Source organism: Streptomyces sp. NPDC046303 (genome assembly GCF_055588085.1).
This window is the reverse complement of record NZ_JBVJFA010000002.1, coordinates 94,803-111,630: the sequence shown is the minus strand read 5'-3', so window position 1 is coordinate 111,630 and position 16,828 is coordinate 94,803. Positions and strand designations below refer to the sequence as shown.

Here is a 16,828-nt window from a genome sequence, read left to right as displayed (position 1 = left end):
GCCATGGCGGATCACACGCCGCTGCGCTGGGCAGTCGTCGGCAACCCGGAGAACCGCCGCGTCGCCCTGTTCACCCGGGCCGTCCTCGACGCCGGGCTGCCCGCGCCCCGCACCGTGCCGTGGGCCTGCGTCCTGCGCGAGGGCGGTGCGGCGTTCTCCCCCGACGAGCTCGTACGCCTCGACTCGCCGGGGGAGAACGCCGAAGTGGACCGGGCCCTGCGCGGGCTGGACGACCCCACCCGCGTGGAGGGCGGCGCCCGCTGGTTCGCGCGGTTCACCGCAGCCGTGCGGAGCCTCACCGGCGGCGTGCGCCTCGACGACCCCGACGAGCTGGCCGTCCTCTTCGACAAGCGCAGCTGCCACCGCACCCTGGACACCGCCGGGGTACCCGTCCCCCGGTCCCCGACCTCCGGCGGCGGCACACCGGTGCGCGGCTGGGACGACGTACGCGCCCTCATGGGCGAACACGGCATGCCCCGCGTGTTCGTCAAACTCGCCCACGGCTCCTCCGCGTCCGGCATCGTCGCCGTCGAGACGGCAGGCCGGGGCCGCATCCGGGCCACCACCTCCGTCGAGACGGACGCGGACGGACGCCTGCACAACTCCCTGCGCGTGCGCCGCCTCACCAGCGAGCGGGAGACCGCCGCGCTCGTCGACGCGCTCGCCCCCGACGGACTGCACGTCGAACGCTGGTGGCCCAAGGCGTCCCTGGGAGGCCGCGCGGCGGACCTGCGCGTCGTCGTGGTGGCCGGCAGGGCCACCCACGCCGTGGTCCGCACCAGCCGCTCGCCCATGACCAACCTCCATCTCGGCGGGCGCCGCGGCGACCTGTCCGCCGTGGTCGAGGCGGCGGGGCCCCGCTGGGCCGACGCCCTGGACATCAGCGAGCGGGCCGCGGCCTGCTTCCCCGGCACCCTGTCCGTCGGCGTCGACCTGCTGCCCGCCGTCGGCTGGCGGCGGTTCGCCGTCGCGGAGGTCAACGCCTTCGGCGACCTGCTGCCCGGCCTGACCGGACTGCCGGGCAGCGGAGCCGAGGGACTCGACACGTACGCCGCCCAAGTCGCCGCCGGACCGCCGTACGCACGCCGCCGCGGGCACCCGCACCCCGCACACCGGCACCACCACCCGAGGAACCACCACCGTGCACCAGCCTGATACCGGCCCGCTCCGGGGCGCGAACGAACCCGGCACGAGCGAGCCGGACATGAACGAGGTCGTCGGCCGCGACGACCTGCTCCTGCTCACCCTCGACACCCTCCGGCACGACGTCGCGGCCGAACTGGCCGCGGCCGGACGCATCCCGCACCTGGCCCGCCACCTGCCCGGTGGCGCCTGGGAGGAGCGGCACGCCCCGGGCAGCTTCACCTACGCCTCCCACCAGGCGATGTTCGCGGGATTCCTGCCCACGCCGGCCGCGCCGGGACCGCACCCGAGGCTGTTCGCCGCGCGCTTCGCGGGCAGCGAGTCCACCGCCGGACGCACCTACGTCTTCGACACCCCCGACCTGGTCTCCGGTCTGGCCGCGGCCGGGTACCGCACCGTGTGCGTGGGCGGCGTCGGCTTCTTCAACAAGCAGGGCGCGCTGGGCGGCGTACTGCCCGGGATGTTCCAGGAGAGCCACTGGGAGCCGGAATTCGGCGTGGCCTCCCCCACCTCCTTCGAGGCCCAGGTGGAACGGGCCGAGCGGATCGTCGGCTCCCTCCCCGCGGAGCAGCGGCTGTTCCTCTTCGTCAACGCGTCCGCGCTGCACCAGCCCAACTGGTTCCACCTGCCCGGCGCCACCCGGGAGGCAGGTGACAGCCGCGCCACCCACGCCGCCGCCCTGGAGTACGTCGACCGCCACATCGGCCGGCTCTTCGCCGCGATGAGCTCCCGCCGCCGCTGCTTCGCCATCGTCTGCTCCGACCACGGAACGACCTACGGGGACGACGGCTACACCGGCCACCGGCTCGCCCACGAGGCCGTGTGGACCGTGCCGTACGCCCACTTCTTCCTGGAGCAGTCCGCATGACCGCCACCGCCACCACCGTCACCACGGCGGCCGTCCGCCCCTACGAGAGCTACGTCTACGCCTACCCGCACAAGACCGCGTACGGCCCGCTGCCCGGCCGGCCGGCCCTGCGCGACCTGTGGCGCGGCGAGGACAAGAGCGCGCTCTCCCTCTACCTCCACATACCGTTCTGCGAGGTCCGCTGCGGCTTCTGCAACCTCTTCACCCGCATCGGCGCGCCCGACGGACTCACCGGCCGCTACCTCGACGCACTCGACCGCCAGGCCGCCGCCGCCCGCGCGGCCCTCGGCGACGACGGTCCGGTGCGCTTCGCCAACGCCGCGTTCGGCGGCGGCACACCGACCTTCCTCACCGCCGACGAGCTGACCCGGCTGTGCGACATCGCCGAGCGCCGCATGGGCGCGGACCTGCGCGCCGTCCCCCTCTCCGTCGAGACCTCGCCCGCCACCGCGACCGCCGACCGTCTCGCCGTCCTCGCCGAGCGCGGCGCGACCCGCCTCAGCATCGGCGTCCAGAGCTTCGTCGACGCGGAGGCCCGGGCCGCCGTGCGCCCGCAGCGCCGCGCCGACGTGGAGGCCGCGCTCGGCCGGATCCGCGAGGCCCGCATCCCGGTCCTGAACATCGACCTCATCTACGGGATCGACGGGCAGACCCCCGCCACCTGGCGCACCTCCCTCGACGCCGCCCTCGCCTGGCAGCCCGAGGAGCTGTACCTCTACCCGCTGTACGTCCGCCCGCTCACCGGCCTCGCCCGGCGCACCGCCCACACCGACACCGAGTGGGACGAGCAGCGCCTGGACCTCTACCGCCGCGGCCGCGACCACCTCCTCACCCACGGCTACGAACAGCTGTCGATGCGCATGTTCCGCCGGGCCGGGAGCGCGCCGCAGGGACCCGATGACCACGCCTGCCAGACGGACGGCATGATCGGACTCGGCTGCGGCGCCCGCTCCTACACCTCAGCCCTCCACTACTCCTTCGACTACGCCGTCGACATGGGCGAGATCCGGACGATCATCGACGACTACACGGCCACCGAGGACTTCGGCCGCGTCGACCGCGGCTGGGAGATGGACGGCGGCGAGGCGCGCCGCCGCCACCTCCTCCAGTCCCTCCTCCAGGCCCGGGGCATGCCGCTCGCCGATTACCGCGGCCGCTTCGGCACCGACCCGCACGAGGACTTCCCCGCCGAACTCGCCGCCTTCGCCGCCCGCGGCTGGCTCGACGGAGCCGGGACGGGGGGCGGGGTGCTGCGCCTGACCCCGGAGGGGCTCGCTCACTCCGACGCCCTCGGCCCGGCGCTGTTCTCCCCCGCCGTCCGGGCCGCCATGGCCGCCTACGACCCGAAGTAGCCGCCGTGGACCTGACGATCCTGTACCGCGGCCCGCTCGCCTCCTGCGACTACGACTGTCCCTACTGCCCGTTCGCGAAGCGCCGCGACACCCCCGACGGGCTGCGCGCCGACCGCGCGGCCCTCGACCGGTTCACGGCCTGGGCGGCCGCGCAGCGGGGCGACCGGCTCTCGATCCTGTTCACTCCCTGGGGCGAGGGCCTGGTCCGCTCCTGGTACCGGCGCGCCCTCGTGGACCTCTCGCACCAGCCGCACATCGCCCGTGTCGCCATCCAGACGAACCTCAGCTGCCGGACCGACTGGCTCGCCGGGGCCGACCCGGCCACCGTGGCCCTGTGGTGCACGTACCACCCCGGCCAGACCCCCTACGCACGCTTCCTGTCGAAGCTCGGGGAGCTGGCCGACCGGGGCATCCGCCACAGCGTCGGCATCGTGGGCCTGCCCGAGAACCTGCCCCACGCGCGCCGGCTGCGCGCGGACCTGCCCGAGGAGGTCTACCTCTGGGCCAACGCGGCCGAGGGCCACACGTACGGCGATGCCGAGGCGGACGACTGGACCGCCCTGGACCCGCTGTTCCCGTACAGCCGCCACCCCCACCGCTCGGCCGGACTGCCGTGCCGCACCGGGGAATCGGTGATCTCGGTGGACGGCGAGGGCACGGTGCGCCGGTGCCACTTCGTGCGCACCGAGCTCGGCAACCTCTACGACGGCTCCTACCGCGCCGCCCTGGCCCCCCGCCGCTGTCCCCTGGCCGTCTGCGACTGCCACATCGGCTACGTCCACCTCGAGACCCTCCCGCTCTACGACGTCTTCGCGGGCGGCATCCTCGAACGCATCCCGAGCGTTCCCGTCATGCGGCAGGTGCCGGGAGGCACCTGAACGTCGGCTTCATCCCGGCCGAGGCGCGGCTACTGCCAGTCGTCCCACGGCGGGTCCATCTCGTCCAGGTCGAAGGGCGGCTCGTCGGCGTAGGGCTCCGCGGACCGTGCCGCCGGCTCGTGTGCGGCGGCCGCGGCAGGATCGGGGGCCGCGGCAGGAGCGGGCACGGGCGCGGGCGCGGGCGCGGACGCCGGAACCGTGGCGGCGCATTCCGCCAGGGTGTCCAGGACGCCCTGGCCGTACTTGGTGAGCTTGGCCTCGCCGACGCCGCCGATGGTGGCCAGTTCCTCCACCGTGCCGGGCAGCCGGGTCGCGATCTCCCGCAGGGTCGCGTCGTGGAAGACGACGTACGCCGGTACGCCCTGCTCGCGCGCCGTCGCGGCCCGCCAGGCGCGCAGGGCCAGGAAGACCGGTTCGGCCGCGGCCGGCAGGTCGACCGGCACCCGGGCGCCCTTGCCCGAGCGGGACCCGGACTCCTTGCGGGGCGGGGCGACGACCGCCTTCTCCTTGCGCAGGGAGACGCTGCGGCGCCCGCCCAGCACCTCGCCGCTGGCGTCCGTGAGGACGAGCGTGCCGTAGTCGCCCTCCAACGCGAGCAGGCGCAGCGCCAGCAGCTGGCGGACGACCCCGCGCCACTCGGCGGTGCTCAGGTCCGACCCGACGCCGAACACCGACAGCGCGTCGTGGTCGAACTGGATGACCTTGGCGGTCTTCTTGCCCTGCAGGATGTCGATGATCTGCCCGGCGCCGAACTTCTGGCGCCGCTCCTTCGCCAGCCGCCACACCGTGGACAGCAGTTTCTGCGCGGCCACCGTCCCGTCCCAGGACTCGGCCGGCGCCAGGCACGTATCGCAGTTGCCGCACGCCCCGCCGGACTGCCCGAAGTACTCCAGGAGCCGCGTGCGGCGGCAGTCGACCGTCTCGCACAGCGCGAGCATGGCGTCCAGGTGCATGCCGAGCGACCGCCGGTGCGCCTCGTCGCCCTCGGACCCCTCGATGAGCTTGCGCTGCTGCACCACGTCCTGCAGGCCGTACGCCAGCCACGCCGTGGCCGGTTCGCCGTCGCGCCCGGCGCGGCCGGTCTCCTGGTAGTAGCCCTCGACCGACTTCGGCAGGTCCAGGTGGGCGACGAAGCGTACGTCCGGCTTGTCGATGCCCATGCCGAAGGCGATCGTGGCCACCACCACGACCCCTTCCTCCCGCAGGAAGCGCGCCTGGTTCGCGGCGCGCGTACGGGCGTCCATCCCGGCGTGGTACGCCACGGCGTCGATGCCGTGCTCCACCAGGGAGGCCGCGGTCTTCTCCACGGAGGACCGCGAGAGGCAGTAGACGACGCCGGCGTCCCCGTCGTGCTCGGTCCGGATCAGCTCCAGCAGCTGCTTGAGCGGGTTGTTCTTCGCGACGATGCGGTACTGGATGTTCGGCCGGTCGAAGCTGGCGACGAAGTGCCGGGCGTCCTCCAGGCCGAGCCGTGCCACGATCTCGGCGTGGGTGGCCTCGGTCGCCGTCGCGGTCAGCGCGATCCGCGGCACCTTCGGCCACCGCTCGTGCAGCATGGACAGCGCCAGGTAGTCGGGCCGGAAGTCGTGGCCCCACTGGGCGACGCAGTGCGCCTCGTCGATCGCGAAGAGCGACACCTTCCCCCGGTCGAGCAGCCGCTGCGTGCTCTCGGTGCGCAGCCGCTCGGGCGCCAGGTAGAGCAGGTCCAGCTCGTCCGCGAGGAACGCCTGCTCGACGGCCTGCCGCTCGTACTGGTCCTGCGTCGAGTTGAGGAATCCGGCCCGTACCCCGAGAGCGGTGAGCGCGTTCACCTGGTCCTGCATCAGCGCGATGAGCGGCGAGATCACCACGCCCGTGCCTTCTCTGACGAGCGCCGGGATCTGGTAGCAGAGCGACTTGCCGCCGCCGGTCGGCATCAGGACGAGGGCGTCACCGCCGCCGACCACCTGCTCGATGATCTCCTGCTGCTCGCCGCGGAAGGAGCTGTAACCGAACACGCGGTGCAGTACCTGCGATGCGTCGGAGGTCTCAGGGGAAGCGTCCGGAAGGGCCATCCACGAAGCCTAACGGCAGGCGCCGACACCCCCGGACCGCCCGCCGGAACCTGTGGACAACCTCCTGTCAAGTAACGAAAAGCCGGGGCTACGGCCCGGCTCCTCCCCCGGGCACGGTGGAAGCCGATCGTCCCGCACAAGAGCGGGAACGTCCCGCCACCCGGAACGGAGGGCTCGATGAACCGTCGCGCAGGGGTCTTCGTGACCCGTCGCCCCCGGCTCGTCCTGCTGGCCGCCCTCGTGTTCCTCGTGCTGTCCGCGGTGTTCGGAGCGGAGGCGACCGGCCGGCTGAAGACGCAGGGGTACGACGATCCGCGCTCCGAGTCCAGCCGCGCGGCCCGGGTGGCGGCCGAGCACCTGGGGGCGTCCCCCAACCTGGTCCTCGTCGCGCAGTCCCGCGGCGGCTACGTGGACGACCCCGCGGCCCGGAGCGAGGGCGAGGCGCTGACCAGGCGCCTCGCCGCCGCACCGCACGTGAGTGGCGTCACCTCGTACTGGACCGGCGGCGCGGCGGAGCTGCGCAGCCGGGACGGCCAGGCGGCCATGGTGGTCGCGCACGTGGACGGCGCGGGGGAACAGCTCGCAGAGCGGGTCGAGCGGCTGCGCGACGAGCTGGGCACCCCGGCCGCGGGAGGGAAGGCCGGGACGGGCGGGACGGGCGGGACGGCCCTGACGGTCCGGGTCGGCGGTCCGGCGCTCGTCGACGCCGAGCTCCAGGACATCGCGGAGTCGGACCTGAAGCGGGCCGAGTCCGTCGTCCTGCCGGGCACGCTGATCCTGCTGGTCCTGGTGTTCGGCAGTGTGGTGGCCGCTGCGCTGCCCCTGCTGATCGGGGTCCTGTCCATCGCCGGGACGCTGCTGGTCCTGAGCGTTCTCGGCGCCGTCACCGACGTGTCCGTGTTCGCGCTCAACCTGACCACGGCCCTCGGGCTGGGGCTGGGCATCGACTACGGACTGCTGATCGTCTCGCGCTTCCGTGAGGAGCTCGCCGCCGGGTACCGGCCGCGGAACGCGGCCATCCGGACGGTGCGCACCGCGGGCCACACGATCGGTTTCAGTGCCGCGACGGTCTCCGCCGCGCTCGCGACGCTGCTGGTCTTCCCGCCGTACTTCCTGCGCTCCTTCGCCTACGCGGGCATCGCCGTGGTGGCGATCGCGGCGGTGAGCGCCGTGACCGTGCTGCCGGCCCTGCTCGCGCTGCTCGGACCGCGGGTGAACGCCTGGTCCGTGCCGTGGCGCCGCCGGGCCCGGAGCGGTTCGCGGTCCCGCTTCTGGGAGGGGCTGGCGCGGATCGTCGTACGCCGCCCGCTCATCGCGGCGCTGCCGGTGGTCGGCCTGCTGGTGGTGCTCTCGGGGCCGTTCGCGCACGCCGGTTTCGCCACGCCCGACGACCGGGCGCTGCCGGTCAGCGCGTCCAGCCGGCAGACCGGGGACCTGGTGCGCAGCGCGTTCGACATGAAGGGTTCCAGCGCCCTCACGGTCGTCATGACGGGTACGGCGTCCCCCGCGGAGCGGGCGGAGTACGCCCGGCGGCTGTCCGCGCTCCCGCAGGTCGCCCGGTCCGCGCAGGTCTCGGGCGTCGTGGAGCCGGTCGGCGGCGGACCGGCCCGGCTCTCCGTGGTACCGCTGGTCGACCCCCAGTCGCGCGCTGCCCAGCAGCTCGTGCACGACATCCGCGGGGTCCCCGCCCCGGCCGGCACGGACGTCCTGGTGGGCGGGCCGAGCGCGGTCCTGGTCGATGCGAAGGCGACGGTGCGGGACCGGCTTCCGCTGGCGCTGTCCGTGATCACCGTGACCACGTTCCTGCTGCTGTTCGGCTTCACGCGCAGCCTGCTGCTGCCGCTGAAGGCCATCGCGCTGAACGCGCTGAGCCTCGCCGCCGTCCTCGGCGCGATGGTGTGGATCTTCCAGTCCGGCCATCTGCACCAGCTGCTCGACTTCACGCCCGGACCGCTCAGCACCACCATGCCGGTGCTGCTGTTCTGCATCGTGTTCGGGCTCTCGGTGGACTACGAGGTGTTCGTCCTCGCCCGCATCAAGGAGGCGCACGACGCCGGGCAGGACAACTCCGCCTCGATCGTCTCGGGCATCGCCCACACGGGCGGCATCGTCACGACCGCCGGCGCACTGCTCGCGTTCACCCTGCTGAGCTTCGGCACCTCCCAGGTGTCGCTCCTGCAGTTCTTCGGGATCGGCGCGGGTCTCGGCGTACTGCTCGACGCCACGCTCGTGCGGGGCGTCCTCGTACCGGCGCTCATGCGGCTGGCGGGCGACCTGAACTGGTGGGCGCCGCGGCCGCTGCGGCGCAAGGAGCCGCGCCCGACGCCGCGCCCGCCCCCCGGCACCTCCGGGCGGTGCCCCCCGGCGCCGCGGCGCACGGCCCCGGTACGCACCGGCCTCTGCGCCCACGCGCCCGCCCGCGCTCCCGCGCGCCGCTGACCACCAGAACGCCCACACCCCCGCACACTCCCGCACCCCCGTACCACCCACCCGACAAGGAAGACCCCTCATGTCTGACATCGCCATCACCGGACTCGGCTGCCGCTTCCCCGGAGCCCCCGACATCCACGCCTACTGGGAGCTGCTGAAGAGCGGGGAGCGGCAGTTCTCCGCCGTTCCCCGGGAGCGCTGGAACCACGAGACCTTCCACGAGCCCGGGAACCGGTCGGCCGCCAATGCCGCGTACACCGACCAGGTCGCCTTCCTGGACGGCGTGGACCGGTTCGCCGCCCTGCACTACGGGATACCGCCCGCCCGCGCCCGGGCCATGGACCCGCAGCACCGGCTGATGCTCGATGTCGCCCGTGAGGCCCTCGAGGACGCGGGGATGGGCCGCGGCGACTTCGACCGGGAGAACACGGGGGTCTTCCTCGGGCTGTCGGTGTCCGACTACAAGGACCTGATGGCGGCCCCGATCCGGGCCATCACCCTGGCCGAGGAGTCCCTCGCCGCCGACGACCGGGGCGGTCCGGAAGCCATCAGGGCGCAGGCGGCGCAGCTCGGCACCATCCAGAGCTACACCCTGCCCGGGAGCCTGCTCAACATGGCGGCCGGCACCGTGAGCCGGCAGTTCGACCTCGGCGGCCCGAGCTTCGCCGTGGACGCCGCCTGCTCCGGCTCGCTGGTCGCCCTCGACCAGGCGGTGGCCCACCTGCGCCAGGGCAGCTGCCGGATCGCCGTCGTCGGCGGCGTGTACCTCAACCTCACGCCCGACAGCCTGGTCGGCTTCTCCCGGCTCCGCGCCCTGTCCGCCACCGGGGTGTGCCGCCCCTTCGACGAGGAGGCCGACGGCTTCGTGCTCGGCGAGGGCTGCGGCGCCGTCGTCATCCGGCCGCTGGCCGACGCGCTCGCCGACGGCGACAGGATCTACGCGGTGATCAAGGGCATCGGCTCGGCCAACGACGGCGCGTCTCCCGGACCGCTCGTCCCCACCGCCGAAGGCCAGCTGCGCGCCATGCTCCGGGCCTACGACGACGCGGGCGTGGCCCCCTCGTCCGTGGGCTTCATCGAGGCGCACGGCACCGGGACCGCGGTCGGCGACCGCGCCGAGATCGAGGCGCTGCGCCGGCTGCGCACCGAGTTCCCCGACGACGACCCCGCCCTGTGCTACCTCGCCGCGGGCAAGGCCCTGATCGGTCACTCCCTGTCCGCCGCGGGCATCGCGGGCCTGATCAAAACGGCCCTGGTCGTGCATCACGGCACGATCGTGCCGCAGCCGCAGACCACCCCCCACCCGGACCTGGGCATCTCCGCCGCGGGGCTGCGCATCGCCGAGGAGGCGCGGCCCTGGCCGGGCACCGGCGGGCCGCGGCGCGCCGCCGTCAGCTCGTTCGGATTCGGCGGCACCAACGTCCACGTGGTGCTGGAGGAACAGCCCGGCCCGGCCCTGCGCCGCCTCCCGGTACGCCCCGAAGCCGCCGGACCGCACCTCGTCCTGCTCTCGGCCGGCAACCGCGAACTGCTGGACCGGCACATCGGCGAGGTGCTCGACACCCTGGACCGCACGCCCCGCGTACCGCTCGCGGCGGTGGCGCACACGCTGGGCGCGCGCCGGCCGCTGACGGCACGGCTCGCGATCGTCGCCTCCGACACGGAGGAGTTCATCCAGCGGCTGCGCCGCGCGCGCCGGCAGCTCGCCGACGGGGCCGGCGGCGACCCGGGTGACGGCACCGGGGGCGACCTGGGTGACGGCGCCTTCGCCGCCGGCGCCCCCCTGCCGGCCGAGCAGCGCCGCGTCGCCTTCCTGTTCCCCGGTCAGGGCAGTCAGCGGCCGGGCATGATGCGGGACCTCTACGAGCGGTTCCCCGGTTTCCGGGCCGCCGTCGACGCCCTCGGCGCGGTGGCCCGGACGGACAGCGGCTCCGATCCCACCGACCTGCTGTACGGGGAGGCGGCGGCCGGCCACGGCGGTGCCGAGGAGCTCGGGCGGCGGCTCGCCGCCACCGACGTCTGCCAGCCGCTGCTCGGCACCGTCCAGATCGCGGCCGCCCGCCTGCTCGCGGACTGCGGCGTCACCCCCGACCTCACGCTCGGCCACAGCGTCGGGGAGTTCGCGGCGGCCGCGGCGGCCGGAGCGCTCACCGACGAGGACACCGTCCGGCTGCTGGTCCGCCGGGGGGCCACCCTGCGGCGGGCCGGGGCGGGCCTGGAGGGCGGGATGCTCGCCGTGCAGAGCGACAAGGAGACCTGCCACCGGCTCCTCGACGGCATCGACGACGTCTGGCCGGCCTGCTTCAACCAGGAGCGGCAGATCGTGGTCAGCGGCACGGCGGGCGGGCTCGACGCGGTGCGGCGGGCCTGCGCCGACGCGGGGATCGTCACCGCGGCGCTCGACGTCTCCCATCCCTTCCACTCGCCGCTGCTGGCCGGGGCCGACGAGACGATGCGCGAGGACCTCGCCGGCCACCCGATCAGCGCTCCCGTCCTGCCGTTCGTCTCGTCGGTGGACGCGGCGGTCTGCACCGGCCCCGAGGGGCTGCGCGAGCTGTGGGCCCGGCACGCGTCCTCGCCGGTCCGGTTCGGCGATGCCGTGCGCACCGCCTACGAGCAGGGGGCCCGTGTGTTCGTCCAGGTGACCGGCGGCAGCTCGCTCCTCACCTCGGTCCGCCGCGACCTCACCGGCCACGGCGACGTCCACGTGGTCCCCGCCACCGGCCCGGCTCCGGACGACGGACGGGACCTCGTACTGGCCCTCGCCCGGCTCGCGGTGCTGGGCGCGCCGGTCGACCCGCGCGCCCTGGTTCCCCTCGAGGACCGCCGCCTGCTGGACCTGCCGGTCGCGAAGCTCGAGACCCAGTCGTACTGGGTGTCCGACCGGCGCCGCGCCTCCGTGCCGCCCATGCCCCTGCCCGTACTGCCCGAGGAGACCCCCGAGGAGTGCCCCGTGCACCACCCGGAGAACGACTCGGCGAACGACCCGGTGGACGCACTGCTCGAGCTGGCCCGGCAGCAGGTGTCGCTGCTGACCCGCCTCACCGAGGCGCTCCCGGGCGCTGCGGCCGCCCCTGCGCCCGCACCCGCCCCCGCGCCGGCCGCCGAGGAGCCGTCGCCGACCGCGGAGGTCGACGAGGTCACCCGGGCCGTACTGGCGCACGTGGCCCGGATCAGCGCGTTCCCGGTGGGTCATCTGCGCGAGGACCAGCTGCTGATCGACGAGCTCGGCTTTGACTCGCTGATGCTGACGGACCTGTTCACCTCCCTCAAGCGGCAGTGGCCGGCGTGGTCGTTCGACGCATCGGCCGCAGACCGGCCGACCGCCGGCCGGATCGCCGCGATGATCGCGGGCCGCTCCGCGGACGCCCGGCCGGCGGCCGTCCCCGCGCAGCGCACCCTGCGCGAAGACGTGGTCCCGGCCGCCTCGGAGCCCGCCGCCTCGGAGCCGGCCGCCCCCGTCACCGCTCCGGTTCCCGAGGAGCACACGCGGATCGAATGCTTCCCGGAGGTCACCGCCCATCGGGAGCGCCTCGCCTCCCTCTCCGGGCTGGGGCTGCCGAACCCGTACTTCCTCGTGCACGAGGGCGGTATGACGGACACGACCGTGATCGACGGCCGGGAGCTGCTGTCCTTCTCCGGCTACAACTACCTGGGCATGGCGACGCACCCCCGGGTGAACGAGGCGGCCAAGGAGGCGATCGAGCGCTACGGGACCTCGGTGTCCGCCAGCCGGCTGCTGTCCGGGAGCCGTCCGCTCCACCTGGAACTCGACGCGGAGCTCGCCGGCCTGCTCGGATGCGAAGCCGCGATCACCCTGGCGAACGGGCATGCCACCAACGTGACCGTGATCGGGCACCTGGTCGGGCCCGGGGACCTGGTCGTCCACGACTCCCTCGCCCACGACAGCATCCTCCAGGGATGCAAGCTGTCCGGCGCGACCCGGCGGCCGTTCCCCCACAACGACGCGGCCGCCCTCGACGCCATCCTCACGCAGGTCCGCCACCAGTACCGGCGGGTGCTCATCGTCATCGAAGGCGTCTACAGCATGGACGGGGACATCGCCGACCTGCCCGCCCTCGTCGAGGTCAAGCGCCGGCACGGCGCGCTGCTGATGATCGACGAGGCGCACAGCATCGGCACGATCGGTGCGACGGGCCGCGGCATCGGCGAGCACTTCGGCATCGACCGCTCCGCGGTGGAGCTGTGGTCGGGCACGCTGTCCAAGGCCCTCGCGTCCTGCGGTGGCTACGTGGCCGGGAGCCGCTCGGTCGTCGAGTACCTGCGCTACACCGTGCCGGGCTTCGTCTTCAGCGCCGGTATGACCCCGGCCGACGCCGCCGCCTCCCTGACGGCCGTGCGCGTGCTGCGTGCCGAGCCGGAGCGGCCGGCCCGTCTCGCGGAGAACGCGGCGCTGTTCGTCCGCCTCGCGCGGGAAGCGGGCATCGACACCGGGGACAGCCACGAAACCGCGATCGTCCCGTGCATCGTCGGGGACTCGCTGAAGACGCTGCGCCTCGCCGAGGCCCTGTTCGAGCAGGGCGTCAGCGTCAATCCGATCCTCTACCCGGCGGTGCCCGAGGAGCTGGCCCGGCTGCGCTTCTTCCTCACCTGTGACCACACACCCGACCAGATCCGGTACACCGTGGCCGCGTTGCAGCGCGAGCTGCGGCGCCTGGACCCGGTCCCCGCGGCCGCGTGATCGGCATGGCATCCGTCGCCGTGCACACCGCGCACCCCGCGCGCGGAGCGGACACCGCCTTCCAGCCGATCGCGCCGGGACACATCCACCGGTGGGGCGGAGCCCGCCTCGTCGTGGCCCGGCGCGCCGGCCTCCGCCAGGCACCGCCGCTCTCACCGGCCGAGCGGCGCGTGGTCCGGGCGCTGCCGGCCTGGCGGCAGGCCGAGTGGCTGGCCGGCCGGCTGCTCGCCAAGCGCCTGGTCTGCGCACTCCTCGCCGTGCCCGCGCACGAGGTGGAGATCCTCCCGCGGGACGACGGCAGTCCCCGCGCCGTCGTGGGCGGCAGCCCGATGCCCGCCCCGCACGTCTCGATCAGCCACACCGCCCACCACGTCGCCGCGGCCCTGGGACCGGAACCGCTCGGGGTGGACCTGTGCGAGACCGCCTCGGCCGACACGGTACGGCGGGTCGCGGACCACGCCTTCTCGCCCGGGGAGCTCTCCCTCATCGGTACGGACCGGGCCGATGCCCTGGCCGGCGCCTGGGCGCTGAAGGAGGCCGCGGTCAAGGCCGACCGGAGCGGGGTTTTCGGCGCCGCTCCGCGCCGCGTCGTGATCCTGGGCCTGCGGCCGCCCGTACTCGGCGGACCGCGCCGCGCGATGGTGTGGCAGGCGGGCGACGCGGTCCTCGCCCTGGTCCTCGCGCACCGGGCCGCGCCGCCCTGACGGCACTGCGTTGGTGCTCCTCGCCCGGCCGGATCATGCTTGTCAGTGGAGCCCCTGGCCGTGCAGGTTGCCGTGAAGCCGCGGCAGGAACTAGCGAGGGTGAGATGAGCGACGCCTCCCATGAGCCGGCCTACACGGCCACAGCCACCCTCAGCGAGCAGGGCGTCGTGACCGAGTGGAGCGAGGAAGCCGGCCGGCTGCTCGGCTACGCGCCCTCGGAGGTCCTGGGCGTGCCCGCTGTCCGCCTGCTCGCCGACTACGCCGCCGAGCCCGGCGACCCCGGCGATCCGGCTCGGCGGATCCCGCCCGGGCAGGACCGGTGGAGCGGCACCGTGGCGCTGCGGCACCGGGACGGCCGGCGGCTGGAGCTGGGACTGCTCGCGCACCGCTGGACGTCCACCGGCGGGGCGGCCAAGTGGTTCGTGGTCTCCGCCGTGCCGGGCGAACCCCCCACGGCCTGGGGCGAACCGCTGGAGGAGTGGGCGTTCAGCCAGTCCCCCTGCTTCCTGGCGGTCTTCGACGCGGACCTGCGGCTGGTGCGGGCGAACGCCGGCATGGAGCGCACGCTGTCCCTCACGGAGGCCGAGATGCGCGGGCTGCGCCTGCCGGAGATCGCGCCGGATCCCGTGAGCGACGAGACGGAGCGCAAGATGCGCTCGGTGCTGGAGACCGGTGAGGCCGAGTACGTGGAGGCCTTCGTGCGTCCCACGGGTGCGAGTACGGAGCACGGCTGGGCGACCTCGCTGGCCCCGCTGCGGGACGCGGACGGCCGGGTGCACGGAGTGTGCCTGGCGGCGCACGACAGGACCGGGATCGAGGGTGACCGCCAGCTGATGCTCCTGCCGGACGACGCGGGAGCCCGCATCGGCACCACCATGGACGTCTCCCGCACCGCGCAGGAGCTGGCCGACGCGGCCGTTCCCCGGTTCGCCGACTTCGCGGTCGTCGACCTGCTGGAGCCTCCCCCGCGCGGCGATGAGCCGTCCACGGGTCCGGTGGCGGGCCCGGTCACCGTGTCCCGTACCGCCGCGCGGTCGGTGCTGGGCGGGAGCCCGGCGTCCCAGGCCGCGGTCGGCGGGACGACCGTCTATCCGGCGCTGTCCCCTCCTGTCGAGTGTCTGGCCGCGGGCCGCGGAGCCGTGTACGCGACGAGCGATCCCGCCGTCGCCCGGTGGATGGCCGAGGACCCCGGGGCCGCCTGGATCGGCGAGTACGGAACCCACTCGATGATGGTGGTGCCGCTGCGGGCCGGCGGCGCCGCGCTCGGTCTGGCCCTCTTCGGCCGTCACCAGCGCCGCGAGCCCTTCCCGCCGGAGGACCTGTGGCTGGCCCAGGAGCTGGCGACGCGGGCCGCCCTCGGCATCCGCAAGGCGCGCCGGTTCACCCGGGAGCACACGAGCACGATGACGCTGCAGCGCAGCCTGCTGCCGCGGACGCTGCCCGCCCACGCGGCGCTCGAGATCGCCTCCCGCTACCTGCCCGCCGGTACCGATGCGGGGGTGGGCGGCGACTGGTTCGACGTGATCCCGCTGTCCGGCGCGCGGGTGGCCCTGGTCGTGGGGGACGTCGTCGGCCACGGCATGCGCGCCGCCGCCACCATGGGCCGGCTGCGCACCGCGGTACGGACGCTGGCCGATGTGGACCTGCCGCCGGACGAGCTGCTCACCCACCTCGACGACCTGATCATCCACCTGGCCGCCGACGAGGCCGACCGGGACGCCGCCGGGGAGTCCGCCGGGGGCATCGGCACCACCTGCCTGTACGTGGTCTACGACCCGGTCACCCGGCACTGCACGGTCGCGCGGGCCGGCCACCCGCCGCCCGTGGTGGTGTCCCCGGAGGGCTCGGTGTACCTCCTCGACGTGCCCGCCGGCCCGCCGCTGGGCCTCGGCGGCCTGCCCTTCGAGCCCCTCGAGGTGGAGCTTCCCGAGGGCAGCGTCCTCGCCCTGTACACCGACGGTCTGCTGCAAGCCCGCGAATACGACCTCGACGAGGCCCTGGACAACATGTTCGCGGCGCTCTCCCGCCCGGCGTCCACGCTGGACACGGTGTGCGACCGGGTGCTGACGGCCATGCTGACGCACCCTCCCGATGACGACGTCGCCCTGCTCGTGGCGCGGACCCGGGCCCTGCATTCCGACCGGGTCGTCGTCTGGGACCTGCCCCCCGATCCCTCCGTCGTCGCCAGCGCCCGCCGCCACACCACCGAGCAGCTGACGGCCTGGGGGCTCGACGAGGCCGCCTTCGTCACCGAGCTGGTGGTCAGCGAACTCGTCACCAATGCCATCCGCTACGGCCAGCCGCCCATCCAGCTGCGGCTGATCCACGAGAACAGCACGCTGATCTGCGAGGTCTCCGACTCCAGCAACACGGCCCCGCACCTGCGGCGTGCCCGGACCTTCGACGAGGGCGGGCGGGGCCTGCTGCTGGTCGCCCAGCTCGCCCAGCGCTGGGGCACCCGGCACGCCCCGATCGGCAAGACCATCTGGGCCGAGCAGTCGCTCGTGGGGCTCTGAGGGGCGGGTTTTCGCGGGGCGTGCGGGCGTGTGGCGTCCCCTGTGACACGCCTGTGACAGTCGGCGGACAGCGTCATGAAGTAGGGAGAGGAATCTCTTTATCAGGGACAAACGGCGACATTCGCCAATAAGTCCCCTGCTTCCGAGGGCGTGAGCAGTGATGACCGAGCCGATCCGTCGG

General features: G+C 74.2%; 9 protein-coding genes. 8 read left to right on the top strand and 1 reads right to left on the bottom strand.

What is annotated here, in order from left to right; all coding sequences use genetic code 11:
• The first annotated feature begins 3 nt into the window (after window positions 1–3).
• The 4 genes from ACZ6I1_RS02270 to ACZ6I1_RS02255 are packed head-to-tail and all read left to right on the top strand — an operon-like array spanning window position 4 to window position 4,241.
• Window positions 4–1,155, top strand: a complete 1,152-nt coding sequence (locus ACZ6I1_RS02270; RefSeq protein WP_469282153.1) for an STM4014 family protein — start codon at window positions 4–6, stop codon at window positions 1,153–1,155.
• Between the two features lie 49 nt (window positions 1,156–1,204).
• Window positions 1,205–2,011 carry an STM4013/SEN3800 family hydrolase gene (locus ACZ6I1_RS02265; protein WP_469282605.1) on the top strand — a complete coding sequence of 269 codons (807 nt, stop codon included), beginning with the start codon at window positions 1,205–1,207 and terminating at the stop codon, window positions 2,009–2,011.
• Window positions 2,008–3,363, top strand: a complete 1,356-nt coding sequence (locus ACZ6I1_RS02260; protein WP_469282151.1) for an STM4012 family radical SAM protein — start codon at window positions 2,008–2,010, stop codon at window positions 3,361–3,363. The genes ACZ6I1_RS02265 and ACZ6I1_RS02260 overlap by 4 nt, the downstream gene beginning before the upstream one ends.
• Window positions 3,364–3,368: 5 nt before the next feature.
• Window positions 3,369–4,241 (top strand): STM4011 family radical SAM protein, encoded by an 873-nt coding sequence (locus ACZ6I1_RS02255; protein WP_469282149.1) that lies wholly within the window; start codon window positions 3,369–3,371, stop codon window positions 4,239–4,241.
• 29 nt (window positions 4,242–4,270) lie between these two features.
• On the opposite strand, the gene recQ is transcribed toward ACZ6I1_RS02255, so the two are convergent.
• Entirely contained in the window at window positions 4,271–6,295 is a 2,025-nt protein-coding gene (recQ, locus tag ACZ6I1_RS02250) for a DNA helicase RecQ (RefSeq protein ID WP_469282147.1), read from the bottom strand.
• Window positions 6,296–6,472: 177 nt separating this feature from the next.
• Here recQ and ACZ6I1_RS02245 point away from each other — a divergent pair, with 177 nt between their 5' ends.
• The 4 genes from ACZ6I1_RS02245 to ACZ6I1_RS02230 all read left to right on the top strand — a co-directional run bounded on the left by ACZ6I1_RS02245 (window position 6,473) and on the right by ACZ6I1_RS02230 (window position 16,647).
• On the top strand, window positions 6,473–8,734 hold the full coding sequence (locus ACZ6I1_RS02245; RefSeq protein ID WP_469282146.1) for an MMPL family transporter: 2,262 nt from the start codon (window positions 6,473–6,475) through the stop codon (window positions 8,732–8,734).
• 70 nt (window positions 8,735–8,804) lie between these two features.
• On the top strand, window positions 8,805–13,427 hold the full coding sequence (locus tag ACZ6I1_RS02240; RefSeq protein WP_469282143.1) for a type I polyketide synthase: 4,623 nt from the start codon (window positions 8,805–8,807) through the stop codon (window positions 13,425–13,427).
• 5 nt (window positions 13,428–13,432) lie between these two features.
• On the top strand, window positions 13,433–14,131 hold the full coding sequence (locus ACZ6I1_RS02235) for a 4'-phosphopantetheinyl transferase family protein (protein WP_469282142.1): 699 nt from the start codon (window positions 13,433–13,435) through the stop codon (window positions 14,129–14,131).
• 104 nt (window positions 14,132–14,235) lie between these two features.
• Complete coding sequence (locus tag ACZ6I1_RS02230) at window positions 14,236–16,647, top strand: SpoIIE family protein phosphatase (protein ID WP_469282141.1); 2,412 nt, start codon at window positions 14,236–14,238, stop codon at window positions 16,645–16,647.
• Window positions 16,648–16,828: the final 181 nt, after the last annotated feature.